Raw genomic sequence first — 25,259 nt, forward strand, 5'->3', positions numbered from 1 at the left:
GGCCCGAAATCATCCGGCTCCAGTGAAGAGCCCGGAAAATCCGGGCCCTGATGGTTTTGACTGCTGTGACTTACTGCTGCGGCTGGGCGTCGGGCGCTGCCGCACCATCGGCAGGCGCAACGGCATCGTCGGCCGGTGCTGCGTCCTGCTGCTTCTGCGCATCGTCATAGGCCTTGCTGAGCGCCGGGTCGTTGATGACGACCTTGCTGTCCTGCTTGGCCTGGTTCAGGAGTTCAAGATACTTGTCGCGCATGACGAGCTGACGAACCTGATCCTTGACCTGGTCGAACGGCGGAGGAGGAGCGTTGCGCTTGTCTTCGACCTTGATGACGTGCCAGCCGAAATCGGTCTTGACGGGCGTCTTCGTGTAGGTGCCGACCGGAAGCGCGAAAGCCGCGTCCTCGAATTCCTTGACCATGCGGCCATGGCCGAAATAGCCGAGATCGCCGCCGTCGGCCTTGTTCGGGTCGGTCGACTTTTCCTTGGCGAGTTCGGCAAAGTCCTTGCCGGCATCGAGTTCCTTGATGATCGCCTTGGCTTCGTCCTCGGTCTTTACAAGGATGTGACGGGCATGAACTTCTTCCTGCTTCGGCAGCGCGGCGATTTCCTTGTCGTAGCGCGCCTTGACTTCGTCGTCCGTGATCTTGTCGGCGACATGGGCCTTGAAGTAGGCATTGTGCAGCTCGCGATCACGCAGATAGGCCATGTGGGCCTGGAAATCCGGCGTCTGGTCGAGCTTCTCGGCAGCAGCCTTCTGCGACAGCAGCTTCACGTCGATCGAAGCGGAAAGCGCGGCGACCTTCTTCTGGTCGTCCGGAAGCTGGCCGAGCTGCGGATCGAGGTTGGCAATCGCCAGATCGAGTTCGGACTGATGGATTTCGACATCGCCGACCTTGGCGACAACGGGGTCCTTGGCATCGGCCGCGAAGACCGGAGCCTGGAAGGTAACGATTGCGGCGAAAGCAACCGCAGCAGCAAGTTTGTTGTACTTCAACATAAAATAACCCTTCGGTGGTCTCGACCGGCTCGAAGATGTGAATCCGGCGTGAAAAAGCCTTCAGCAGGAGAATGTGGCCTTTCTGTATCGGCCAAATCCCGTTGACATCAATCGACCCCCCTCTTATCTGTCACGCAACCTCGCGTCCAGAACAGTTTCCGGCCGTTTTGTGCTATACTCCCGTTTTTTTGGGAGTGGATAAAGCAGGAAGCGGCAGGATGAAATCTCAGAAAGGACCAGTCACATGGTCAGCCTAGGTGGAATTGCCCGCAAGTTGTTCGGCTCGTCCAACGACCGCCGGGTCAAATCGTTCCAGCCGCAAGTAGCCGCCGTCAATGCGCTCGAGCAGCAGATGCATGCGCTGTCCGATGAAGCTCTGGCCGCCAAGACGGTTGAATTCCGCCAGCAGCTGGCAGACGGCAAGACGCTGGACGATATTCTTGTGCCGGCCTTCGCAGTCGCCCGCGAGGCGTCGCGCCGCGTTCTTGGCATGCGACCTTTTGACGTGCAGCTCATCGGCGGCATGATACTTCATTCCAATGCCATCGCCGAAATGAAGACCGGCGAAGGCAAGACCCTCGTCGCGACGCTGCCGGTCTACCTGAACGCACTGGCCGGCAAGGGCGTGCATGTCGTGACGGTGAACGACTACCTGGCGCAGCGCGACAGCGCCACCATGAGCCGCCTTTACGGCTTCCTCGGCTTGACGACGGGCGTCATCGTCCACGGCCTGTCCGACGAGGAGCGCCACGCAGCCTATGCCTGCGACATCACCTACGGCACCAACAACGAGCTCGGCTTCGACTATCTGCGCGACAACATGAAGTACGACCGCGCCCAGATGGTCCAGCGCGGCCACAACTTCGCGATCGTCGACGAAGTGGACTCGATCCTCATCGACGAAGCGCGTACGCCCCTCATCATCTCCGGTCCGCTTGACGACCGCTCCGACCTCTACAATACGATCGACGCCTTCATTCCGCGCCTGGCGAAGGAAGATTACGAGATCGACGAAAAGCAGCGCTCCGCCAACTTCTCCGAGGAAGGCACGGAAAAGCTCGAAAACATGCTGCGCGAGGCCGGACTGCTGAAGGGTGAATCGCTCTATGACGTCGAAAACGTCGCGATCGTCCATCACATCAACAACGCGCTCAAGGCGCACAAGCTGTTCCAGCGCGACAAGGACTATATCGTCCGCAACGGCGAAGTCGTCATCATCGACGAATTCACCGGCCGCATGATGCCGGGCCGCCGCTATTCGGACGGCCAGCATCAGGCCCTGGAAGCCAAGGAACACGTCCAGATCCAGCCGGAAAACCAGACGCTGGCGCAGATCACCTTCCAGAACTATTTCCGCATGTACGACAAGCTTGCCGGCATGACCGGCACGGCCTCGACGGAAGCGGAAGAATTCGGCAATATCTATGGCCTGGACGTGGTCGAAGTGCCGACCAACCTGCCGATCCAGCGTATCGACGAGGACGACGAGGTCTATCGGACGCATACCGAGAAATACAACGCCATCATCACCGAAATCCTCGACGCCCATAAGCGCGGCCAGCCGGTGCTGGTCGGCACGACGTCGATCGAGAAGTCCGAACTTCTCGCCGATCTCATGCGCAAGCGCGGCTTCTCGGACTTCCAGGTGCTGAACGCCCGCTATCACGAGCAGGAAGCCTATATCGTCGCACAGGCCGGCGTCCCCGGCACCGTGACGATCGCCACCAACATGGCCGGTCGCGGTACCGATATCCAGCTCGGCGGCAACCTGGAAATGCGCGTCGAACGCGAGCTGCACGAGATGGAACCCGGCCCCGAGCGCGATGCGGCCATCGCCAGGATCGCCGAGGAAATCAAGGAATTGAAGCAAAAGGCGCTGGCCGCCGGCGGCCTCTACGTCATCGCCAGCGAACGCCACGAAAGCCGTCGTATCGACAACCAGCTCCGCGGCCGTTCCGGCCGTCAGGGCGACCCGGGCCGCTCGAAATTCTACCTGTCGCTCCAGGACGACCTGATGCGCATCTTCGGCTCCGACCGCATGGACGGCATGCTGCAGAAGCTGGGCCTCAAGGAAGGCGAAGCCATCGTCCATCCCTGGATCAACAAGGCTCTGGAACGCGCCCAGAAGAAGGTCGAAGCCCGAAACTTCGATATCCGCAAGAACGTTCTGAAGTACGACGACGTATTGAACGACCAGCGCAAGGTCATCTTCGAGCAGCGCGTCGAGCTGATGGACGCTACGGACCTCACCGAAACTGTCGGCGACATGCGCCATGAAGTCATCGAGGACCTGGTGTCGCGGCACATCCCCGAGCGCGCCTATGCCGAACAGTGGGACGCCGATGGCCTGAAGACGGCCGTCGCCAACTTCTTCGACCTCGACATGCCGATCCACGACTGGGTCAAGGAAGAAGGCATCGCGGAAGACGATATCCGCGCCCGCCTGACGGAAGCCGCCGACAAGGCGGCCAACGAGAAGGCCGAACGCTTCGGCCCCGAGATCATGACCTATGTCGAGCGCTCCATCGTGCTGCAGACGCTGGACAATCTCTGGCGCGAGCACATCGTCAATCTCGATCACCTGCGCTCCGTTATCGGCTTCCGCGGCTACGCCCAGCGCGATCCGCTGCAGGAATACAAGGCTGAAGCTTTCGAGCTGTTCCAGACGCTGCTGAATAACCTGCGCCAGGCCGTCACCGCCCAGCTTTCGCGCGTCGAGCTCGTGCAGCAGCCGGCGGAGCCGGAAACCCCGCCGATGCAGGCCCGTCATATCGACGCGACCACCGGCGAGGACGAATTCGCGCCGTTCGCTCTTGCAAGCGAAAGCTTCGTGCCGCCGGAAAATCGCGACCCGCAGAACCCTGCCACCTGGGGCCGCGTCGGCCGCAACGAGGCATGCCCCTGCGGCTCGGGCAAGAAGTACAAGCACTGCCACGGCGCCTTCGAAAGCAGCGAGGTCGTGTAAGGCCCGCACGTCGAGAACAATGAACGGAATGCCGCCTCCGGGCGGCATTTTTGTATCCGGACTCCCGGAATGCTGCCCGGCGGAGACAGGCCGCCGCCCCGCGATCCGCTCTCACATGGCGGAATGCGGATCGTCGTTGTAGAGGTGAATCGAATAGCCGGGACCGATGGCCTCCCGCACGCGACCGAACCAGGCCGTGAGCGCGGGATAATCGGTGAGGACGAAACCGCAATCCCCTGCCCTGTGGCCATAGGCATAGACGGCTATGTCGGCGATCGTAAGATCGCCGCGCTCCAGCCCTGCAAGGGCGCGGCGCGCGGCGGTCCGTTTCGCCTCGACCATAGAGCCCTGCAATTCGAGCCGGCCCGTCATCGTCCAGAAGCGCAGCGTGCCGATGACCGGTTCGACGTGATATTGCTCGAAGAACAGCCACTGCATGACCTTGGCGCGCTCGTAGCGGTCGGCTGGCAGAAATCGCGTGTCTTCGGCGACATAGCAGAGGATTGCGTTCGATTCCGCGATCGTGCGCCCGTCCTCCAGTTCGAGAACGGGAATGCCGCCCGCCGGGTTGAGATCGAGAAAGCCTTCCGTGCGCCCCTCGCCTTCGAAAATCGATACCAATCGCGTCTGGTAGGGAATATCGAGCAATCCGAACAGCACCCTGACCTTCCAGCCATTCTGCGACGGCAAGTAGTCGTATAGCGTGAACATGAGGTCCTCCTCCGGCAGCCGACAATATCTGCATGCCGCCGGCCGGCCGGCCACCCGTTTCCTGCGCCGGGGCAAGGAGATACCGACCGACAGCTGTTTTTCCATCAGCGGAGGACAACCCGCAGCCCCGGGGCAGAACCAGTTTTACGTGTTGGAAGAACCTATTCTTAACCCTCCTCTGCCAAGACTACCGCGAGGTTGGGATCATACTTAAAGTATTGCGTATCGATCATGGCGGTCTTTCAAACAGCAGAAAGAATGTTGCCGTCCGCGTTGCGGACAGCGCTGTCGCCGTATCTGCGCAGGATCGGCGCTCTTCTCTCCGGCCGGGATGAAAAGGCTGTCTCGCAGCGCATGGCGCTCATAGCCTTCGCCATCCGCATCGCGGGCGCGGCCCTGGCCTTCCTGTCGCAGATCGTCCTTGCCCGCCTGATGGGCAGATTCGAGTATGGCGTCTTCGTATTCGTCTGGGTGCTGATGATCCTCTTCGGCAATCTCGCCTGCTTCGGCTTTCCGAGCGCCATCATCCGGTTTCTGCCGCAATACGATGCCAGCGGCAATCATGCCGGCATTCGCGGCCTGAATACGGCCGCGCGCCTTTTCGTCCTCGCTGCTTCCGGCATGCTGGCACTGATCGGCGCACTGCTGGTCTACGCCTTTCAGGGGACGATCGAACATTATTACGTCATGCCGATCTTCCTCGGCCTGATTGCCGTGCCGATGATCGCGCTGGGCGATGTTCTGGACGGCACGGCCCGCGCCAAGCATTGGCCGGTCCTGGCCTTGAGCCCGACCTTCCTGATCCGCCCGTCGCTGATACTGCTCTACATGGTGGCTGCGGTCCTCGCAGGCGCGCCGCGCGATGCCGTCACCGCCATGACGGCGGCCCTGGCCGGCGCCTTTACCAGCGTCCTGCTGCAATATCTCGCCGTGACGCTCCGTCTGCGCCGCCATTATCCGAGCGGTGCGAGGGCTATCGAGGTCAATGCCTGGCTCGCCGTTGCCTTTCCGATCTTCCTGGTCGAAGGCGTGGGTTATCTTCTCACCAATTCGGACGTCGTCGTCGTCGGGATATTTCTCAATCCCGATCAGACCGCCATCTATTTCGCCGCCGCCAAGACGATGGCGCTGGTGCACTTCGTCTCCTTCGCCGTCAGGGCCGCGATAGGGCCACGCTTTGCCGCCATCATCGCCGAAGGCGATCGAGGCAAGCTTGCGGCATTCGCAACCGAAGCGACGCGGTGGTCTTTTTTTCCGGCGCTTGCCGTCGGGCTCGCCGTTCTGGCGGCAGGTCAATTCCTGCTCTCGCTGTTCGGCGCCGCCTTCACCGAAGGTCAGATCGTGATGGCGATCCTGCTGGCCGGCATTTTGGCGAGAGCGCTGGTCGGACCCGCCGAAATCCTGCTGACCATGGCAGACAAGCAGATGCTCTGCGTCTACCTCTATGCCACGGCGCTTGCCGCCAATATCGGTCTGAACGTCGCCCTCATCCCGCATCTCGGCATCGAAGGGGCAGCCATTGCCGGCGCGGCCGCCATGGCAATCGAGGCTCTGCTCCTGCACATCGCCGTCCGACGGGCGCTCGGCATTACTCTATTCGCCCTCCTCCGGCGCCCGGCGGCGTCATCGGCAACGAGGGCGCTCTGATCATGGCCCGCCCTCCTTACACCGAAAGCACAGACAGCCAAGTGAACGCCCTGACGCACACGCTCGCAGCGCTGCATTTCGAAACGCCGAAAGCCGAAGCCCGGGTCGAGGTCGGCCGCTCCGGCCGCGAACTCTGCCTCTATCCCGGCAAGCTCGGCTACGAGCTGCAGGACGAACTGGATTTCCTTTCCAACCGCGCCGTGGAACCGAACGTGTTCTTCTCCGGCCGCTTCCTGGCGCCCGCCATGCCGCGCCTCGAGGATCGGCAGGTGCGCCTGGCCCTGATGCGCGACAACAGCAGCACGCGCAGTCGTATCCGGCTGCTGATGCCCTTCACCATAGACAAGCCCGGCTTTGCGATCGGTCCCTCGATCATCCGCATCTGGTCGAACTCCTTCGGCCCGCTCGGCACGCCGCTGCTCGACGCCGAGGACGCCGGCGAAACGCTTGACAATCTCTTCGAAGCCCTCGCCCGGCAGGAACTGCATCTGCCGACCACGCTCGTGCTGCCGGACATGCGCCTGAACGGCCGCTTCGTCCAGATGGCCAAGGCCATCGCCATCGGGCGGAACCTGCCCGTCGGCGTCGCCAATCCCTTCCGGCGCCCGATGCTTCAAAGCAACGACGACGCGCTCGCCTATCTCAAGCGGACGATCTCGAATGCGCACCTGCGCGAAATGCGCCGGCAATGGCGGCTTTTGGAAAACCAGGGCGAGGTCAGCTACAACGTCGCACGTCAGCCCCGCGACGTTCACATCCGCATGGAAGAATTCCTGGCCCTTGAAGCAAGCGGCTGGAAGGGCAAGAAGCGCTCGGCACTCGTCACCGACCGTCATCATGCCGCCTTCGCCCGCGAAGCGATCTCCAACCTCGCGGCCGTCGATGCGGTGCGCATCCACTCCATCGATCTCGACGGCAAGGCCATCGCCTCGATGATCGTGCTGATCATGGGCGGCGAGGCTTACACCTGGAAGACGGCCTATGACGAAGCCTATGCGCGCTTCTCGCCGGGCAAGCTGCTGATGGGCGAATTGACGGAATGGCATCTCGACGATGCCAACGTCGTCCGCTCCGATTCCTGCGCCGTGCCGGATCACCCGATCATGAGCCGCTTCTGGCATGAACGCGAGGACATGGGCACGCTCATCATCGGCCTGACGCCGAACGGCGACCGCGACGTGCGCCAGGTAGCGACACAGCTGCACATGTACCGCAGCACCCGCAACATGGCGAAACTGCTGCGCGAAAAAATCCTGTCGCTTACGAAGCGCTAACTTCGGCGACCGCCCGCTCGCGCAGCAGACGACGGATCACCTTGCCCGATGTCGTCAGCGGCAGGGCGTCGACGAACTCGATCTCGCGCGGATATTCATGCATGGAAAGCCGGGTTTTCACCCATTCGCGGATATCGGCCGCCAGCGCCGCGCTCGGCGCGCGGCCGGGCGCGAGGACGACATAAGCCTTGACGATCTCCGTTCGCACCGCGTCCGGCTTGCCCACCGCGGCGGCAAGCTGCACGGCGGGGTGGCCGCCGAGGCAATCCTCGATCTCGCTCGGCCCGATGCGATAACCCGACGAGGTGATGACGTCGTCGTCGCGGCCGACGAAGGAAATATAGCCGTCGGCATCCTGCCGGCCGATATCGCCGGTCAACAACCAGTCATTGGCGAATTTCGCCGCCGTCGCCGTCTCGTTCTGCCAGTAGCCGAGGAACATCACCGGATCGGGCCGCTTGATGGCGATCTGCCCGCTCTCCCCGACAGGAACTTCGATACCTTCGGCATCGACGATGGCGACGCGATGGCCGGGGACAGCCTTGCCGGTCGCTCCGGCGCGGCTGACGCCGAAGGCCTCGCTGGAAGAAATGACGAAGTTGCACTCCGTCTGGCCGAAGAATTCGTTGACGCTGACGCCGAGCGCCGACCGCGCCCATTCGAACGTTTCGCGGCCGAGCGCCTCGCCGGCCGAGCCGATGGTGCGCAGCTTGAGATCGTAATGCTCCCGCGGATTGTCGATGGCTTTGAGCAGCCGCAGCGCCGTCGGCGGAATGAAGGCATTGCGCACCTCCATTTCGGCCATGATACGAAAGGCTGTGTGCGGATCGAACTTCTGTGCCGGCGAGGAGACGACGGGGACACCGAGCATCAGGCTCGGCAGAAGCGCATTCAGAAGGCCGCCGGCCCAGGCCCAGTCCGACGGCGTCCAGAGCCGGTCTCCGGCCTGCGGAAAACCCTCATGAGCGAACTGCATGCCCGGAATGTGGCCGGGAAGGACGCGGTGGCCATGCAGCACGCCCTTGGGCGGACCGGTCGTCCCCGAGGTGAAGATCATCAATGCCGGATCGTCCGGGCCCGTATCCGCCACATCGAACAGAGGCGGATGCGCAGCCACCAGATCAGCAAAACCGGCAACTCCCTCCTCCGCGCCATCGATGCTGATCACCTGCGCCAGTTCGGGCAGCCGATCCCTGATCGGACGCAGCCTTCGCAGCCCGAAGCGGTTGGTCACGAGCACCGATGCACCGGACGCCTTCAGCCGGTATTCCAGCGCCTCGGCGCCGAACAGCAACGCCAGCGGCAGGGCGATCGCCCCCATCTTGTAGATCGCCACATGCGCCACGACCGTTTCGAAACTCTGCGGCAGCAGCAGCGCTACCCGATCTCCTGCCCCGACGCCGAGCGCGACGAGCGCATTGGCGAAAGAGGCGGAACGATCGCGCAACTCTCCGTAGGTCATGAAAAAGTGATTGCCGTCCGGATTGAAATGCTGGACGCAGACGCGCTCGGGCTCTTGCTCGGCCCAGGCATCACAGACAGCATGTCCTATGTTGAATTTCGCGGGAATCTCCCAGCGAAAGTCGCGATAGAGGGCTTCGTAAGTATCTCGCGGGGGCAATTTCATGCAGAATCCCAGAAAATGGTGCGGTGCAGCTAACACCTGTCGCCCCTGGGGTTCAAGGAAACATTTGAAATTGCCGTCTTCCCCGGCAGGCGAATCGCCTTATTTATTGAAGGATACTTCGAAGCTCTTCATGAACTGACGCACCGATCGGCGGCAAATCTGGCCCGCCGATTTGCCTTGGCGCAATTCCAGGAAAAGTGCACAGCGGTTTTCCGTCCGGAATTGCGTGAAAATAACGAGATGGAGCGGTTTAGAGATTCCACGACGAGCTGAGCCGCTCCAGCCGACGCATGCCCTCCGCCGCCCTCCCGACGGCGGGTCCCATACACCGCATCATCGAATGGACGGAGAATATCGATGGAATATGTAAAGCTCGGCAAGACCGGTCTTGAAGTTTCGCGCATCTGCCTGGGCTGCATGACCTATGGCGACCCCAACAAGGGCACGCATGCCTGGTCGTTGAAGGAGGAGGACAGCCGCCCGCTGCTGCGCCAGGCGATCGAGGCCGGCATCAACTTCCTCGATACGGCCAACACCTACTCCAACGGCTCCTCGGAAGAAATCGTCGGCCGCGCCATCAAGGATTTCGCCCGCCGCGAGGACATCGTGCTCGCCACCAAGGTCTTCAACCGCATGCGGCCGGGCCCGAACGGCGCCGGTCTTTCCCGCAAGGCGATCTTCGACGAAATCGACAACAGCCTGCGCCGCCTCGGCACCGACTATGTCGATCTCTACCAGATCCATCGCTGGGACTATACGACGCCGATCGAGGAAACGCTGGAAGCGCTGCACGATGTCGTCAAGGCCGGCAAGGCCCGCTACATCGGCGCCTCCTCGATGTATTCCTGGCAGTTCGCCAAGGCGATCTACACCTCGCGCCTCAACGGCTGGACGGAATTCATCAGCATGCAGGACCACCTGAACCTGCTCTACCGCGAGGAAGAGCGCGAGATGCTGCCCTTCTGCGAGGACCAGAAGATCGCCGTCATCCCCTGGAGCCCGCTCGCCCGCGGCCGCCTGACCCGCGACTGGGACGAAGCCACGGCCCGCACGCAATCCGACGAGTTCGGCAAGACGCTCTACACCCAGGCGCTCGAAGCCGACCGCAAGATCGTCGATGCCGTCGGCGCTATCGCCAAGGCACGCGGCATCCCGCGCGCGCAGGTCGCGACCGCCTGGATTCTGCAGAAAAGCGCCGTCACCGCGCCGATCGTCGGCGCTTCCAAGCCCGGCCATATCACCGATGCCGTCGCCTCCCTGGAGGTCAAATTGACGCCGGAGGAGATCGAGGCGCTGGAATCACCCTACGTCCCGCACGGAGTTGCCGGATTCAAGTGAGCGAGGATTTGCGGCTGGTCAGGCGAGGCTGATGAAGCTGCGTGCCGCGCGCAGCCCCTCAACCCAACCCTCTCCCCGCTCGCGGCAAGGCTGTCGACTATGGAGCTGATCGGTGCGTCATGTACCTTCTCTCCTCGGGGAGAAGGTGGCCCGAAGGGTCGGATGAGGGGGATCGCTTCGGATCCATCGGCTCCGTGCCCTTGGAAGGCAGCCCCTCATCGGCCTGCAGCACCTTCTCCCCCTTGGGAGAAGGAGTATCGCATTCCATCTGCATCTTCCGAGCCGACGGATGGAGGGCGATCCCGAAACTCCCGAACCGATGCCTTCGCCCCCGCGGCAAATCGCGCAAAAGTGACTTCACAGGTCGGTCACAGTTGAGGCTTAACAGGTCAAGGTTCCCAGCCCCGAGGATGATATCCAATGATCACGGTTCCCTTCGAAGCACGGCGTTTTCAATCGACCGCGGCCTATTATCTGCGCTACCGCATTCCCTACCCGGACCGGCTGATTGCCCGCGTTGCCGAGCGCAGCGGGCTGAAGCGCGGCGACCATGTGCTCGACCTCGGCTGCGGCCCCGGCCAGCTCGGCATCGCCTTCGCGCGGCTGCAGGGCGCGGCCGTCACCGCCATGGACCCGGAGCCGGAAATGCTCGCCGAAGTCGAGGCCGGCGCGCAGAAGGCCGGCGTCGATATCACCATCCGCCAAGGCTCCTCCTACGATCTCGGGCCTGATATCGGCAAATTGCATCTCTGCGTCATGGGCCGCTCCTTCCACTGGATGGACAGGCCGGCAACGCTCGAGGCGCTGGACAGGCTGATCGAACCCGGCGGCGCCGTCGTCCTCTTCCACGACAAGAGCGTTCTGGCCGAGCCGGACTGGCGCGGGATCGTCGAACCGCTGGCGCAGACCTATTCGCCGGAGCGCAATGCCGACCGGCTGCTGCGCAAGAGCAAGGCATGGGCGCCGCACGAGGCGATGCTGCTCGCCTCGCCCTTCCGCAATCTGGAGCGCATCGGCATCGTCTCGGAATATACGAGGGATATCGAGGACATCGTCGGCCGCGTCTTCTCGATGTCGTCTACCTCGCCGCAGGCGCTCGGCGACAAGGCTGCCGATTTCGAGGCCGCACTCCGCGCCGAGCTGCTTGCAGCGGCGCCCGACGGGAAATTCAGGGAGATCGTCGAGGCGAACGGGCTGCTCGCCTTCCGCGATTAGACGCGATCAGCGATTTTCTTCATCCGGCCGGGGCGTCAGCTCCTGCCGGGTCGCCGCAAGGAATTCCTGCGACAGTTCGGCATTGTCCATCGCCCGCGCGAGGATGACGGCGCCCACCATGGCCGAAAGGCTGGCGAAAGCCTTGCGCCGACGCTCCTCCGGCGTTTCGCCGGGAACGATCTCTTCCAGCACCTCGACCAGACCCATCAGGCCGCCGGTGAAGGTGGATTGCATCTCCGGACCGTGCCGGCTGACCTCCTGCGTCAACGCCGCAAAGACACAGCCGGTCGCGTGCTCCACAACGTTGCGATGCGAGAGGTAATGGGCCAGCAGCGCTTCCAGCGGCTGATCGGGCGAACTGGACGCAACGTCTTTCCAGCGCTCCAGCGAGCGCGCCACCAGCGCCTTGCTCGCCTCGCAGGCAAGCTCGTCCTTCGAATCGAAATGGCCATAGAAGCCGCCATGCGTCAGCCCGGCCGCCTTCATGATTTCGGCGACGCCGATGCCGTCAAAACCCTTCTCGCGAAAGAGCTCCCCTGCCACGGCAAGGATCTTCTCGCGATTCTCGGCGAACTTTTCCCGGCTCACTCTCATCAAAAAACTCCATCAGAGCTTCAATAAATCTGTATTGACAATTTATATGATGGCCATCATCAATACGCAACAAATATGATAGCAATCATGTAAATGCCTTTACACAAACGTTCAAGCCGGGAAGGCGGCATGGCGCTAGAAGCGAGTATGGTATCCTGATCCCATCCGCAATCGAGCGCCTTCGCAGCTCCCCGATCCTGACGCCAAGATACGCAACTTTATCGGAACGCACCTCATGGTTTCCACTGCCCTTGCCTCGACGCTTGCCCGGCGCAACATCCATTATGGATGGGTCGTCGTCGGTGCCACCTTCCTCACCATGCTCGTCACGGCCGGCGCCATGGGCGCGCCCGGCGTGCTCATCAAGCCGCTGGAGGATGAGTTCGGCTGGAGCACCTCCTCCATCTCGTCGGCGCTTGCCGTCCGCCTCGTGCTGTTCGGCCTGATGGGTCCCTTCGCCGCCGCCTTCATGAATTATTTCGGCGTTCGCAAGGTCATCGTCTTCGCGCTCGCAACGATCGGCGTCGGCTTCATCGGCTCGCTGTTCATGACGGAGGTCTGGCAGCTGCTGCTGTGTTGGGGCGTCATCGTCGGCTTCGGCACCGGCCTCACCGCCATGGTGCTGGCGGCGACGGTCTCGACCCGCTGGTTCACCAAGCATCGCGGCCTCGTCATCGGCATGCTCTCGGCAAGCTCGGCCACCGGCCAGCTGGTCTTCCTGCCGCTGATGGCGGAGCTGACGACACGCTACGGCTGGCGCGCGACCGTGATTTTCGTCTGCAGCATGATCGTCGTCGCCGCCTTCGTCGTGCTGCTCCTGATGCGCGACCGTCCTTCCGACGTCGACCTGCCGCTGGTCGGCGAAATTCACATCACGCCGCCGCCGCCGGCCACGAAGAACCTGAAGGCCGCGCTCGCCTCGCCCCTGTCGATCCTGAGGGAAGTCTCCACGACCTCCACCTTCTGGATCCTGTTCGCCACCTTCTTCATCTGCGGCCTGTCGACCAACGGCCTGATCCAGACGCATTTCGTCACGCTTTGCGGCGATTTCGGCATCGTGCCGGTCGCGGCCGCAAGCGTGCTCGCCGTCATGGGCATCTTCGATTTCTTCGGCACGATCGGCTCCGGCTGGCTTTCCGACCGCTTCGACAATCGCTGGCTGCTCTTCTGGTATTACGGCCTGCGCGGCCTGTCGCTGGTCTACCTGCCCTTCAGCAACTTCACCTTCTACGGCCTGTCGATCTTCGCCGTCTTCTACGGGCTGGACTGGATCGCCACCGTGCCGCCGACCGTCAAGATCGCCGCCGACCGCTTCGGCCGCGAAAAGGCCGGCCTCGTCTTCGGCTGGGTCTTTGCCGGCCACCAGCTGGGCGCCGCCACCGCCGCCTACGGCGCCGGCCTCACCCGCACGGAGCTCAACACCTACCTGCCCGCCTTCTTCGCCGCCGGCGCCTTCTGCCTGCTCGCCGCGATCCTGGCGATCACCCTGCAAAAATCCGGCTCGACCACCAAGGGCCCGGCCATGGCGCACTGAGCCCCGAGCGACAAAAGCCCATGGCGCCCACCCGCGCCATGGGCCAAACCGCAACCCTGCGGAAACACACGCAATATCTGCCAGCCCCGGCTTGCGCCCCGAGCCGATCACATGCTAGACAGCCGCCTCGTCATGATCCGTTGCCCCATTGGCGGAATTGGTAGACGCGCTCGACTCAAAATCGAGTTTCGAAAGAAGTGCTGGTTCGACTCCGGCATGGGGCACCATATCATCGACACCTCGATCGGCTCGAAGCATGCCGGCTCTCTCGTGGTCCATCAGCTTCGCCAGACATTGGCTTGCACAACCATATCGCTAAAACGTAAAAAGCTTTATCAAGCAATGGTTGATTTCGTCGCGGTTGATGACATACTGCTCTCGAAATCGGGGCCGTTATGAAAATAGCCTATGCTATCCTTGCCATGTTGATTGTCTGCCTCGGTTTTGACGAGGCCGTTTCCGCACCCCGACATCAGGCGGCCCCCGCACGAACATGCTTTGTCGAACTCGGCGATGCTCCAAAACAGGCTTGTCGATTGGTTTATTCCATGCAAGGGCCGCAGCGCCGCCAAATGTTGGTCGGTGCAAAGGCGGCAATCGGCGACTTCAACTTCTCGGGCCTGATAATTGATAGAAATATGTTCAAAGTCACCGGCGTCTACGCGGGACGCCCCCTAAAAGCGTCTGGCCTCTGCAAGCTAACCAGAACGGCAAAAGGCCGCGTCGCGACAGTCGACTGCAAAGCTGAGAGCGAGTTTGGGATCGCACGCATGAAATCGACAGCAGACAATCCGGACGATTGGGATCTGATCGTCGGGAGAATTGTACGGAACGGTTCATCAGCTCAAAAACCGTAATATCTCTATAAAACCCAGGATATACTTCATAAGCGGCGGTTGCGGCGGCACTGCGCCAAATCCCCCCACCATCACGAAAAATTTTGATTTTGTGCGGCTTCCGTCAGCGGGCGACCATTTACAGCCATAATCCTGCCCCCTAAAGGTTTGCGACGCAGCAAGAAGGGGGCCATATGCTTCGTAGACTGTACGACTGGACCATGTCGCTTGCCGGCCGCAAATCGGCGGAGATCTGGTTGGCCGTGATCGCCTTCGTCGAAAGCTCGGTCTTCCTCGTTCCGGCTGATGTCCTGTTCCTGCCGATGTCTCTCGCCAAGCCCGAGCGTGCCTGGCGCTATGCGCTGACGGCGACGGTCGCCTCCGTGCTTGGCGGCATTGCCGGCTGGGCGCTCGGCTATTACGCCTTCGAGACCATCGCCAAGCCGATCCTCGAATTCTACGGCAAACTCGATGCTTTCAACCAGATGAGCGCCGGCATCACCTATGAGTGGATCCTGCTGCTGCTGGTGACGTCGGGCCTGGCGCACCTGCCGCCGATCAAGGTGGTGACGATCCTGTCGGGCGTCGCCCATATCGATCTCGGCCTGTTCATCGTCTCGGCCATCGTCGCGCGCGGCGCGCGCTTCTTCTTCCTGGCCTTCCTGCTGCGCCGTTATGGCGAATCCATCCGCCACTTCATCGAAAAGCGCCTGGGCCAGATCACCATGGCCGCCGCCGCCATTCTCATTGCCCTTTACGGCATCTTCCATTTTGCCCTGGCAAGCTGACCAAGGAGCCCCCAACGCATGTCCACGACTTCGCCCACTTCCCGCGCCGCCCTCGGTTATGGCGCCCTGCTGACGATCGGCATGATCGTCGTCATCGGCTCGGCGCTCGGCTTCCAGTATATCGGCGGCTATATCCCCTGTGCGCTCTGCCTCGATCAGCGCCAACCCTACTACTACGGCATCCCGGTCGCCATCATCGCCGTCCTGACGGCGGTTGCCGGCCTCCCCTCGTGGATCACCCGCGGGCTCCTCATCATCGCGGGCCTGATGATGGTTGTCGGCGGCGGCATCGGCGTCTATCACGCCGGCGTCGAATGGCACTTCTGGGAAGGCCCGACGACCTGCTCGACGACGGCAAGTAGCGTCACCCAGAACGCCGGCGACCTGCTCGGCCAGCTGAACACCATTAAGGGACCGTCCTGCACGGAAGCGGCGCTGCGCATCCTCGGCCTGTCCATGGCCGGCTGGAACGTGATCGCCAGCGTGATTCTCGCGGCCATTGCCTTTTTGGGTGCGAAGAAGACGGCTTGATATTTTCGGGCGAGCGACGGCCCTCTCGTATGCCGCGGCTCTGATACCCCCTCTGTCGCTATCGCGACATCTCCCCCACAAGGGGGGAGATTGCAGGGAGTATGCCGCATGTCTGCAAAAGACAAATAAGCTCAGCGACAGCAGGCGCGATGACAGTTTAAGTCGGGAAAGTACAGAAAGTAACCAATCTCCCCCCTTGTGGGGGAGATGTCCCGAAAGGGACAGAGGGGGTACAACACCCTCCTCACGCACAGTCACCAACCCTTACGGCTGCAGTTCCGAATCCCAGTAGAGATAGTCGAGCCAGCTATCGTGGAGGTAGTTCGGCGGGAACAGGCGGCCGTTGTTGTGCAGGTCCTGCACGGTCGGCTGGTATGGCTTCTGCGCCGGGAACATGCCGGCCTGCTTCGGCAGCTTGCTGCCCTTGCGCAGATTGCATGGCGAACAGGCGGCCACGACATTCTCCCAGGTCGTCTCGCCGCCATGGGCGCGCGGGATGACGTGGTCGAAGGTCAGGTCGTCATGGGAGCCGCAATACTGGCACTCGAACTTGTCGCGCAGGAAGACGTTGAAGCGGGTGAAGGCGGGATTGCGGGACGGCTGCACATAGGTCTTCAGGCATACGACACTCGGCAGCCGCATCGAGAAGCTCGGTGACGACACGCACTGATCGTATTCCGCGATGATGTTCACACGGTCAAGAAAAACCGCCTTGATCGCGTCCTGCCAGGACCAGAGCGACAAGGGATAGTAACTCAGCGGTCTGTAGTCGGCGTTCAGGACGAGCGCCGGCAAGGACTGCGGGGAGACTGCAATCGTCAAGGAACCCTCCTGATCGATTCGGCATCTGCACCTGTATATTAGGCCGGTTGTTACAGGATTGTGAAGTCGAATAAATTCAGTGCATAGGGGCGAATTCGGCGAGACAGCCGACTAAACGACGGGCAGCGCGTCCCGCCGCATTTTCACGGCGTAATAAGCCCAGAAAAGTCGGGCCGCGACGGAGCGCCAGGGCGCCCAAACCGCCGCTTCCCGGGCAATGGCCTTGGCCAGAGGCCTGACCTCATGGCCGAAAGCCATGCCGACGGCCGCCTGCAGCGCCACGTCTCCGGCCGGAAACACATCTGCGTGACCGCCGCAGAACATCAGGTAAACCTCGGCCGTCCAGGGCCCGATTCCCTTGATCTCCATCAGCTCTGAAAGCGCCTTTTCCGGCGATTCGGCGCTGAGCGCATGTAGATCGAGACCGCCCCCGGCAACGGCATCCGCCACACGCGCCAGCGTCTCGTGCTTGATTCGCGAAAGGCCGAAAGTTCGCCATGCCTCCGGCGCAAGGCCAACATAGCCCTCCGCTGTTATCTGCCCCATCCCGGCGATCATCTTTCCCCAGATCGCATCGGCGCTGGCGCGGGAGACGACCTGCGAAACGATGATATGGGCAAGCCCCTCGAAGCCCGGCTCGCGCAGCCGCAAGGGCAAGACGCCAGCCTCTGCGGCAACGGGCCGCAGGCGCGGATCGATCTCCAGGAGAGCCGCCAGCCCCCGTTCGATGTCGCGCTCGTCGCGAATGATCTGCATGGCGTCTCGTAGTCCCCGGTTCAAATTCGTGGCAGAAGAAAGCATGATCGAGATTCCCCGTCAAAAGCCGAAATTCCGTTTCGCCCCGAGCCCCAACGGCCCGCTGCATCTCGGCCACGCATTATCCGCCATCCTCAATCACGACATGGCGGCGAGAGCGGGCGGCGATTTCCTGCTGCGCATCGAAGACATAGATCAGACGCGCTGCACACCCGATTTCGAAGCAGGCATCTACGCCGACCTTTCCTGGCTCGGCCTGCGCTGGCAGGAGCCGGTGCGCCGCCAGTCCGAGCATTTCCCGGCCTATCAACAGGCGTTGGAGACCCTTGTCGACCGCGGCCTCGTCTACCCCGCCTTCCTGACGCGCGGCGAGGTCAAGGCCCGCGTCGCCGCCTTCGAAGCGGACGGCAAGTCTTGGCCGCGCGATCCGGACGGCACGCCGCTCTACCCGCCCGACGACCGCGAGCGCGGCAATGCCGAACGGCAGCGCCTGCTGGCCTCAGGCGTGAAGCACGCCTGGCGTCTCGACATGGAAAAGGCGCTCGCGGTGGCGGGCGAACCGCTGTGCTGGCGGGAAAGCGGGGACGGCGAGAAGGGCCTCATTGCGGCCGATGCCGCATCCTGGGGCGATGTCGTGCTGTCGCGCTCCGACGCACCCTCCAGCTACCATCTTTCGGTCGTCGTCGACGATGCCGTGCAAGGCATCACCCATGTCGTGCGCGGACTTGATCTCTTTCACGCCACCTCGATCCATCGCCTGCTGCAGACGCTGCTCGGCCTGCCGGAGCCTCTCTATCACCATCACCGGTTGCTGCTCGGCAGCGATGGCAGGAAGCTTTCCAAGAGCATGGGCGACACCGGCATCGCCGAATGGCGGCGTCAGGGCCTGTCACCGACGGAACTTCGCCGCCGTATCGGCCTCTGAGTCCGGGGCGGCCTCCCGCGTCGCATCCTGGTTCGTCCGGCTCGCCGTCTTGCCGAACAGCAGCCGCCGCACCCGGAATTTCATCAGCGCCGCATTGATCTCCGCCCCCATGATGAAGATCACGGCCAGCATGTAAAGGAAAATCAGCACGATCATGACGGACGCCAGACCGGCATAGGTGGCGGTGTAATTGGCGAAGGTCGAGAGATAATAGGCAAACAGCAGCGCCCCGACCGACCAGAAGATCAAGGTCAGAAATACGCCGGGGATGACGTCAAACAGCCGCCTGCGCCCGGCAGCTAGCCACAGATGCAGGATCATCAGACCCGCCACCAGCAGGAAGATCGTACCGTAGATCCGCCAGCTGAAGACGATGTCGAGGATATCGGCAAGCTTCGGCAGCCATTGCCGCGTGTAGTTGAGCGCCAGCGGCACCGCGACCAACAGGATGCTGAGGATCGCAAAGATCAGAACCGCGATAAGGACATAGCCAAGGCTGGCGAGGCGATTGAAATACCAGGGCCGGGTTTCGGGCACGCGATAGGCGCGGTTCAGCGAGATGCGCAGCGCCTCGACGCCGTTCGAGGCGAAATAGGCGGCCGCCAGCACGGAGATCGTCAGCAGCCCGCCGCGCGGGATGGTCAGCACCTGCACGACCTGGTCGGCCAAGGGCTTGGCGATCGCCTCCGGCCAGGTATCGAAGATCAGATGCACGGCGGTCGATGAAAACTGGCTGGCGCCGAGAAAACTTGCCAGCGCCGTGCCGAAGATCAGGAAGGGAAAAACCGCCAGCAGCGTCGAAAGCGCCACATGGCTTGCCATGGCGAAGCCGTCGTCCTCGACGAAATGGAACACTGCGTCGTAAATCACTTTGTAGATCGTCCGCAGGGCTGTCGGCATTCCATCTCCGCCTGGCGTCGGCATTTTCATCCGGCTGATACCGCCGGTTGTCGATTGAATCGGGTTCCTGAATATGGGAAACGAGTCCCGATTTGTACAGGAATCATCTTCCCATGACGGAACAACGCATTATCCTGCTGACTGGTTGCTCCTCCGGCATTGGTGCCTATTGCGCCCGGGCGTTGCGGGACGACGGATGGCGCGTCTTCGCGACAGTGAGGAAGGAAGCCGATCTCGCACCGCTTGCCACCGACGGCATCGAAGCGCTTCTTCTGGACTACACCCGGCCCGAGACGATTTCCGCCACAGTCGCTGCGGTGCGCGAGCGCACCGGCGACCGGATCGACGCGCTCTTCAACAACGGCGCCTATGGGCAGCCGGGCGCGGTCGAGGACCTGACGACCGATGTGCTGCGCGAGCAGTTCGAAACGAATTTCTTCGGCTGGCACGAGCTGACGCGCCAGATCCTGCCGCTGATGCGCAAGCAGGGCCACGGCCGCATCGTCAATTGCTCGTCCATTCTCGGTCTCGTTCCCTATCGCTTCCGCGGCGCCTATACCGCCTCGAAATTCGCGCTGGAAGGGCTGACGATCACGCTCAGGATGGAGCTGCAGGACAGCGGCATCCACGTCAGCCTCATCGAGCCCGGCCCGATCGCGACGCGCTTCACCGCCAATGCGCTTGCCAAGATCAACGAGCATATCGACCGGGAAGGCTCGGCGCATGCGGTCGAATACCGCAGGCAATTGCGACGGCTGGACGGCTCCGGCCCGATCAACAAACATAAATTAGGCCCCGAAGCGGTCTATGATGTGCTAAAATCGGCTTTGAATGCTGGAAATCCGCGCCCGCACTATCTGGTAACGACGCCCGCCAAGCAGGGTGTCCTCTTGAAAAGGCTATTGCCGGCCGACCTTTTCTATCGTCTGATGCGCCGGCTGGACTGAAGCAATCCCGGGAAAGTTCATAGCGATTTCCCTCCGGGATAGCGGAAACAATGAAATAGAGCGGTTCGAGGATTTCCTGAAAGGCTGAACCGCTCAAAAGACAAGGATGGAGGAGCCATGTCGACCGTTACCTATGTTGCCGCCATCATTGTCATGGGCCTGGTCGCGATCGTTCTCGTTCGCGGCCTGCTGAACATGATGAAAGGCGACAACCCGAACCTTTCGAACCGGCTGATGCAGCTGCGTGTCCTGCTGCAGGCCGTCGCGGTCATCCTGATCATGCTGACGCTCTGGCTGACGGGCGGCGGTCGCCCTGCCTAGACCAATTCCAGGAGAAGGCGTAGCGGTTTTCCCGTCCGGAATTGCGTAAAAGCAACGGGATAGAGCGTTTCGCGATCCGAAGAAGGGCGAAAAGGCTCTAGCCACAGGAACACGATGGTCAAGCTCAACAAGATCTACACAAAGACCGGCGATGACGGCACGACGGGCCTCGCCACCGGCCCGAGGCGGCTGAAACACGACCTGCGCGTCGAAAGCTACGGCACCGTCGACGAAACGAATTCCGCCATCGGCGTCGCGCGGCTGCATACCGCCGGCATGGCCGATATCGACGCCATGCTGATGCGCATCCAGAACGATCTCTTCGATCTCGGCGCCGATCTCTCGACGCCGGAAACCGATGAACCGCCGGCTTATGAGCCGTTGCGCATCGTCGACCATCAGGTCGAGCGCCTCGAACGGGATATCGACCTGCTCAACGCCGATCTCGAGCCGTTGAAATCCTTCGTTCTGCCGGCTGGCAGCCCGGCCTCCGCCCATCTGCACCTTGCCCGCACCATTGCCCGGCGTGCCGAACGCTTGATGGTGGCGCTGTCGCGTGAGCAGGGCGAGCGCGTGAGCCCGCCGGCGCTGAAATATATCAACCGGCTTTCCGATTTCCTCTTCGTCGCCGCGCGCCATGCCAATCAGCATGGCCGCGCCGATGTGCTGTGGGTTCCCGGCAAGAATCGATAGCTGCACGGACCAATCGCCGAAGGCACACATATTGACGTTGACGTAAACGTTATTTATGCCTTTAAAGCAATTCGTCTCTCAGCGGCGTGGAAGCGTTGTAATTGGGAAAAAAACGCGTATCCATGTCGCCATTCGACAAATGGAATGGCGCTAAGCAGCGCATGTTCTCGGGCGGTCATGTTGAAGGAAGGATTCCATGAAGATACTGGTTCCCGTCAAGCGGGTGGTTGACTACAACGTGAAGATCCGGGTCAAGCCGGATGGATCTGGCGTCGAGCTGTCGAACGTGAAGATGTCGATGAACCCGTTCGACGAGATTTCGGTGGAAGAGGCGCTGCGTCTGAAGGAAGCCGGCAAGGCGGAGGAAGTGGTCGTCGTGTCGATCGGACCTGCCAAGGCCGAGGAGACGTTGAGGACGGCGCTGGCCATGGGGGCCGATCGCGCCATCCTGGTCGAGACCGACGATCAAGTCGAGCCGCTGGCCGTCGCCAAGATCCTCAAGGGTGTGGCCGACGCCGAACAGCCGGGCCTCATCATCGTCGGCAAGCAGGCGATCGACGACGATTCCAACCAGACCGGCCAGATGCTGGCGGCCTTGCTCGGCACGGCGCAGGCCACCTTCGCCTCGAAGATCGAGATCGGCGACGGTTCGGCCAAGGTCACGCGCGAAGTCGATGGCGGCCTGCAGACGATCGAGGTCAAGCTTCCGGCCGTCGTCACGTCGGACCTGCGCCTGAACGAGCCGCGCTATGCCTCGCTGCCGAACATCATGAAGGCCAAGAAGAAGCCGCTCGACAAGACGTCGCCCGCAAACTTCGGCGTGTCGACGGAGCCGCGGCTGAAGGTGCTGAAGACCGAGGAGCCGTCGGGCCGCAAGGCGGGCGTCAAGGTAGGCTCGGTCGCCGAGCTGGTCGAGAAGCTTAAAGTCGAAGCCGGCGTGCTTTAATCCGGTCCGAACGAGGAGTTAGACATCATGGCCATTCTTCTTCTGGCTGATCACGACAATGAACATCTCTCCGACCAGACCGCCAAGGCGCTGACGGCGGCCTCCAAGATCGGTTCCGACGTGCATGTGCTTGTCGCAGGCGCGGGCGCCAAGGCGGCGGCTGAGCAGGCTGCCAAGCTTGCCGGCGTCTCCAAGGTGCTGGTTGCCGAGGATGCGAGCCTTGCCAACAATCTGGCCGAGCCCCTTTCGGCGCTGATCGTGTCGCTCGCCGGGTCCTACGACACCATCCTTGGCGCGGCCACCTCGGTCGGCAAGAACGTGCTGCCGCGCGTGGCCGCCCTGCTCGATGTCGCCCAGGTCTCGGAAATCATCGAAGTGGTCTCTGCCGACACCTTCAAGCGGCCGATCTATGCCGGCAACGCCATCCAGACGGTGCAGTCGACCGATGCCACGAAGGTCATCACCGTGCGCACGGCCTCGTTCGCCTCTGCCGCGGAAGGCGGCTCGGCTGCGATCGAGACGGTGTCGGCGGCTGCCGATCCGGCGCTATCCACCTTCGTCGGCGATGCCTTGTCCTCTTCGGATCGTCCGGAGCTGACCTCGGCGAAGATCATCATCTCGGGCGGCCGTGCGCTGGGCTCTGCCGAGAAGTTCAAGGAAGTCATCCTGCCGGTTGCCGACAAGCTCGGGGCCGCCGTCGGCGCCTCGCGCGCCGCCGTCGATGCCGGCTATGCGCCGAACGACTGGCAGGTGGGGCAGACGGGCAAGGTGGTGGCACCGCAGCTCTATATCGCCTGCGGCATCTCCGGCGCCATCCAGCATCTGGCCGGCATGAAAGATAGCAAGGTCATCGTCGCCATCAACAAGGACGAGGATGCCCCGATCTTCCAGATCGCAGACTACGGCCTCGTCGCAGATCTCTTCGAAGCCCTGCCGGAGCTGCAAAAGGCATTGTGAACGCTTCGATTGGGTTTCTCGCAGTTGCGAGACACTGGAAAATCGTCTCTTATAGGTCTATCAATCTTTGCCGGGCTAGAAATGGCCCGGCAAATTTGTGGTTAAGAGCATAGCGCATCGCCAGGAGCGCGCCGGGGAGTTGGCAATGAGTTCGCTGAAGACGATCGGTATTATCGGCGCAGGCCAGATGGGCTGCGGCATAGCCCATGTATCCGCGATGGCCGGTTACAAGGTTCATATCTACGATCTGGCGCAGGATCGCATCGAAAGCGGCCTTGCCACCATCAACGGCAATCTTGCCCGCCAGGTGTCCTCCGGCAAGATGACGGATGAAGAGCGCAAGAGCGCTCTCGCGCGCATCACCGGCTCCTCCGACCTCAACGACCTCGCCCAGGTCGACCTCGCCATCGAGGCTGCCACGGAAGACGAAAGCGTCAAGCGCAAGATCTATGCGCAGGTGTGTCCGGTGCTGAAGCCGGAAGCGATCCTCGCAACCAACACCTCCTCGCTGTCGATCACCCGCCTCGCTTCCGCCACCGATCGCCCCGAGCGCTTCATGGGCATCCACTTCATGAACCCGGTCCCGGTCATGAAGCTGGTCGAGCTGGTACGCGGCATCGCCACCGAAGAGTCGACTTTCTCCGCCGCCAAGGACTACGTTTCCTCACTGGAAAAGACCATTACCGTCGCCGAGGACTTCCCCGCCTTCATCGTCAACCGCATCCTGCTGCCGATGATCAACGAGGCGATCTACACGCTCTATGAAGGCGTCGGCACCGTCGATGCCATCGATACCGCCATGCGCCTCGGCGCCAACCACCCGATGGGCCCCCTGCAACTCGCCGACTTCATCGGCCTGGATACCTGCCTGTCGATCATGCAGGTCCTGCACGACGGCCTCGCCGATTCGAAATATCGTCCCTGCCCGCTGCTGGTGAAATATGTCGAAGCCGGCTGGCTCGGCCGCAAATCCGGCCGCGGCTTCTACGACTACCGCGGCGAAGTGCCGGTTCCGACACGGTAATTTTTGCGGTGGCCTCCGGGCCGACCCTCCTGGTTCGAGGCCCTACCGCCGCCGCTACGCTCTGGCGCCAGCTTACCTCACCATGAGGGCGGGACAAAGCCATCCGCCGACCGAACGGATGGTGTTGAAAATGGCGGAAGTTTCATCAAGCATAATAGGTCAGCCCTTACCCTGAGGTGGGAGCGTAGCGACCCTCGAAGGGCGAGGCGGATGATCGAGCAAAGAGACAGCTCAAATCCCCGCAGCCGCCTTCACCAGGTTCTTGGCGTCCTCGCTGTCCCAGGCGGCCGGGCCGTTCATGGCTGACAGCAGGCAACCCTTGCCGTCGATGAGCAGCGTCACGGGCAGGCCGAAGGCGAGGCCCTGCTTTTTCAGCACGTTGAACACGCCCATGGTATTGTCACGGTAATAGCCGAGCTTGTCGATCGCATATTCCGTACGGAAGGCTTTCGGCTTTTCCTCGTCGCCGGTGTCGATGTTGATGGCGACCACCTCGAACTTGTCGTTGCCGGTGCTCTTTTCGAGCGCGTTCAGCGCCGGCATTTCCTCGCGGCACGGCACGCACCACGTCGCCCAGACGTTGAGCAGCACGGTCTTGCCGGCGAAATTGCCGATCGACAACGGCTGGCCCTCGGCACCCTTGAAAGAGACATCCTTCAGCGAAATCGGCGCCGGCGGCAGGCTCATGGCGGCAACCTGGCCCTTGGTGAAGGGGGTCAGCGCCGCGGCGCGATCCTTGGCCGATCCGCATTGATCGGCGGAGGCCGTTTCACCAATGCCATTGCCATACCCCGCCTCCTTCACGTATACCGCTGCCGCGCCGGCAATGACCCCAGCGACGGCGGCGAGCAGAACGAGTTTCATGGACGGCAGACCGAACGGCTTCTTTGCTGTCATTACATTCTCCAGGT

24 protein-coding genes and 1 tRNA gene are annotated in these 25,259 nt (G+C 62.2%); 17 read left to right on the plus strand and 8 right to left on the minus strand.

The window, feature by feature from the left end; all coding sequences use genetic code 11:
* Window positions 1-70: 70 nt before the first annotated feature.
* Entirely contained in the window at window positions 71-997 is a 927-nt protein-coding gene (locus tag ACJJVH_RS13595) for a peptidylprolyl isomerase (protein ID WP_112803024.1), read from the minus strand.
* Between the two features lie 244 nt (window positions 998-1,241).
* On the opposite strand from ACJJVH_RS13595, the gene secA reads away from it, so the two are divergent.
* Entirely contained in the window at window positions 1,242-3,962 is a 2,721-nt protein-coding gene (secA, locus tag ACJJVH_RS13600; protein WP_113503863.1) for a preprotein translocase subunit SecA, read from the plus strand.
* Between the two features lie 111 nt (window positions 3,963-4,073).
* Here the strand turns inward: secA and ACJJVH_RS13605 are convergent, their stop codons facing one another.
* A complete protein-coding gene (locus ACJJVH_RS13605) occupies window positions 4,074-4,673 on the minus strand; it encodes a glutathione S-transferase family protein (protein ID WP_412064144.1) in 600 nt (199 codons plus the stop codon).
* Between the two features lie 231 nt (window positions 4,674-4,904).
* Here ACJJVH_RS13605 and ACJJVH_RS13610 point away from each other — a divergent pair, with 231 nt between their 5' ends.
* Window positions 4,905-6,320, plus strand: a complete 1,416-nt coding sequence (locus tag ACJJVH_RS13610; protein ID WP_412064145.1) for a lipopolysaccharide biosynthesis protein — start codon at window positions 4,905-4,907, stop codon at window positions 6,318-6,320.
* Between the two features lie 2 nt (window positions 6,321-6,322).
* Window positions 6,323-7,594 (plus strand): GNAT family N-acetyltransferase, encoded by a 1,272-nt coding sequence (locus tag ACJJVH_RS13615; protein WP_412064146.1) that lies wholly within the window; start codon window positions 6,323-6,325, stop codon window positions 7,592-7,594.
* Here ACJJVH_RS13615 and ACJJVH_RS13620 read toward each other — a convergent pair.
* Window positions 7,581-9,221 (minus strand): AMP-binding protein, encoded by a 1,641-nt coding sequence (locus tag ACJJVH_RS13620; RefSeq protein ID WP_412064147.1) that lies wholly within the window; start codon window positions 9,219-9,221, stop codon window positions 7,581-7,583. The genes ACJJVH_RS13615 and ACJJVH_RS13620 overlap by 14 nt on opposite strands.
* Before the next feature lie 357 nt (window positions 9,222-9,578).
* Between ACJJVH_RS13620 and ACJJVH_RS13625 the strand changes: the two genes are divergently transcribed.
* A complete protein-coding gene (locus ACJJVH_RS13625) occupies window positions 9,579-10,559 on the plus strand; it encodes an aldo/keto reductase (protein ID WP_113386225.1) in 981 nt (326 codons plus the stop codon).
* Window positions 10,560-10,979: 420 nt separating this feature from the next.
* Complete coding sequence (locus ACJJVH_RS13630; protein WP_113406306.1) at window positions 10,980-11,774, plus strand: class I SAM-dependent methyltransferase; 795 nt, start codon at window positions 10,980-10,982, stop codon at window positions 11,772-11,774.
* A gap of 6 nt (window positions 11,775-11,780) precedes the next feature.
* Here ACJJVH_RS13630 and ACJJVH_RS13635 read toward each other — a convergent pair whose 3' ends face one another.
* The gene (locus tag ACJJVH_RS13635) at window positions 11,781-12,368 is read right to left on the minus strand and encodes a TetR/AcrR family transcriptional regulator (RefSeq protein ID WP_113361005.1); all 588 of its coding nucleotides are present in this window, start codon (window positions 12,366-12,368) and stop codon (window positions 11,781-11,783) included.
* 235 nt (window positions 12,369-12,603) lie between these two features.
* On the opposite strand from ACJJVH_RS13635, the gene ACJJVH_RS13640 reads away from it, so the two are divergent.
* From ACJJVH_RS13640 to ACJJVH_RS13660, 5 genes are all read left to right on the plus strand, one after another.
* The gene (locus ACJJVH_RS13640; RefSeq protein WP_112803042.1) at window positions 12,604-13,902 is read left to right on the plus strand and encodes an MFS transporter; all 1,299 of its coding nucleotides are present in this window, start codon (window positions 12,604-12,606) and stop codon (window positions 13,900-13,902) included.
* Between the two features lie 142 nt (window positions 13,903-14,044).
* Window positions 14,045-14,129 (plus strand) — tRNA-Leu (locus ACJJVH_RS13645).
* A 168-nt stretch (window positions 14,130-14,297) separates the two neighbouring features.
* Entirely contained in the window at window positions 14,298-14,759 is a 462-nt protein-coding gene (locus tag ACJJVH_RS13650; RefSeq protein ID WP_412064148.1) for a hypothetical protein, read from the plus strand.
* Between the two features lie 173 nt (window positions 14,760-14,932).
* Entirely contained in the window at window positions 14,933-15,526 is a 594-nt protein-coding gene (locus ACJJVH_RS13655) for a YqaA family protein (protein ID WP_113436892.1), read from the plus strand.
* 18 nt (window positions 15,527-15,544) lie between these two features.
* Window positions 15,545-16,057, plus strand: a complete 513-nt coding sequence (locus ACJJVH_RS13660; RefSeq protein ID WP_412064149.1) for a disulfide bond formation protein B — start codon at window positions 15,545-15,547, stop codon at window positions 16,055-16,057.
* A gap of 264 nt (window positions 16,058-16,321) precedes the next feature.
* Here the strand turns inward: ACJJVH_RS13660 and ACJJVH_RS13665 are convergent, their stop codons facing one another.
* Window positions 16,322-16,879, minus strand: a complete 558-nt coding sequence (locus ACJJVH_RS13665; RefSeq protein WP_015341304.1) for an HNH endonuclease — start codon at window positions 16,877-16,879, stop codon at window positions 16,322-16,324.
* 111 nt (window positions 16,880-16,990) lie between these two features.
* The gene (locus ACJJVH_RS13670) at window positions 16,991-17,635 is read right to left on the minus strand and encodes a DNA-3-methyladenine glycosylase family protein (RefSeq protein WP_112803052.1); all 645 of its coding nucleotides are present in this window, start codon (window positions 17,633-17,635) and stop codon (window positions 16,991-16,993) included.
* A gap of 43 nt (window positions 17,636-17,678) precedes the next feature.
* Here ACJJVH_RS13670 and gluQRS point away from each other — a divergent pair, with 43 nt between their 5' ends.
* The gene (gene gluQRS / locus ACJJVH_RS13675; protein WP_412064150.1) at window positions 17,679-18,560 is read left to right on the plus strand and encodes a tRNA glutamyl-Q(34) synthetase GluQRS; all 882 of its coding nucleotides are present in this window, start codon (window positions 17,679-17,681) and stop codon (window positions 18,558-18,560) included.
* Here the strand turns inward: gluQRS and ACJJVH_RS13680 are convergent.
* Window positions 18,525-19,460 carry a YihY/virulence factor BrkB family protein gene (locus ACJJVH_RS13680; protein ID WP_412064151.1) on the minus strand — a complete coding sequence of 312 codons (936 nt, stop codon included), beginning with the start codon at window positions 19,458-19,460 and terminating at the stop codon, window positions 18,525-18,527. The two genes, gluQRS and ACJJVH_RS13680, sit on opposite strands and share 36 nt — an antisense overlap.
* Window positions 19,461-19,573: 113 nt before the next feature.
* On the opposite strand from ACJJVH_RS13680, the gene ACJJVH_RS13685 reads away from it, so the two are divergent.
* From ACJJVH_RS13685 to ACJJVH_RS13710, 6 genes are all read left to right on the plus strand, one after another.
* Window positions 19,574-20,407, plus strand: a complete 834-nt coding sequence (locus ACJJVH_RS13685) for an SDR family oxidoreductase (protein ID WP_112803056.1) — start codon at window positions 19,574-19,576, stop codon at window positions 20,405-20,407.
* Window positions 20,408-20,524: 117 nt separating this feature from the next.
* On the plus strand, window positions 20,525-20,728 hold the full coding sequence (locus ACJJVH_RS13690; RefSeq protein WP_047630776.1) for a twin transmembrane helix small protein: 204 nt from the start codon (window positions 20,525-20,527) through the stop codon (window positions 20,726-20,728).
* A gap of 114 nt (window positions 20,729-20,842) precedes the next feature.
* A complete protein-coding gene (locus ACJJVH_RS13695) occupies window positions 20,843-21,421 on the plus strand; it encodes a cob(I)yrinic acid a,c-diamide adenosyltransferase (RefSeq protein ID WP_412064152.1) in 579 nt (192 codons plus the stop codon).
* A 196-nt stretch (window positions 21,422-21,617) separates the two neighbouring features.
* Entirely contained in the window at window positions 21,618-22,367 is a 750-nt protein-coding gene (locus ACJJVH_RS13700; protein WP_112804333.1) for an electron transfer flavoprotein subunit beta/FixA family protein, read from the plus strand.
* A 27-nt stretch (window positions 22,368-22,394) separates the two neighbouring features.
* Window positions 22,395-23,324, plus strand: coding sequence for an electron transfer flavoprotein subunit alpha/FixB family protein (locus ACJJVH_RS13705; protein WP_412064153.1), 930 nt, complete (start codon window positions 22,395-22,397; stop codon window positions 23,322-23,324).
* Window positions 23,325-23,469: 145 nt separating this feature from the next.
* Window positions 23,470-24,348: a 3-hydroxybutyryl-CoA dehydrogenase gene (locus tag ACJJVH_RS13710; RefSeq protein ID WP_112804093.1), complete on the plus strand. Its 879-nt coding sequence runs from the start codon at window positions 23,470-23,472 to the stop codon at window positions 24,346-24,348.
* Window positions 24,349-24,579: 231 nt separating this feature from the next.
* Here the strand turns inward: ACJJVH_RS13710 and tlpA are convergent, their stop codons facing one another.
* A complete protein-coding gene (gene tlpA / locus ACJJVH_RS13715) occupies window positions 24,580-25,245 on the minus strand; it encodes a thiol:disulfide interchange protein TlpA (protein ID WP_112804094.1) in 666 nt (221 codons plus the stop codon).
* Window positions 25,246-25,259: the final 14 nt, after the last annotated feature.

The organism is Rhizobium sp. SYY.PMSO (assembly GCF_046840415.1).
In the GTDB taxonomy this organism is placed as follows: Bacteria; Pseudomonadota; Alphaproteobacteria; order Rhizobiales; family Rhizobiaceae; genus Rhizobium.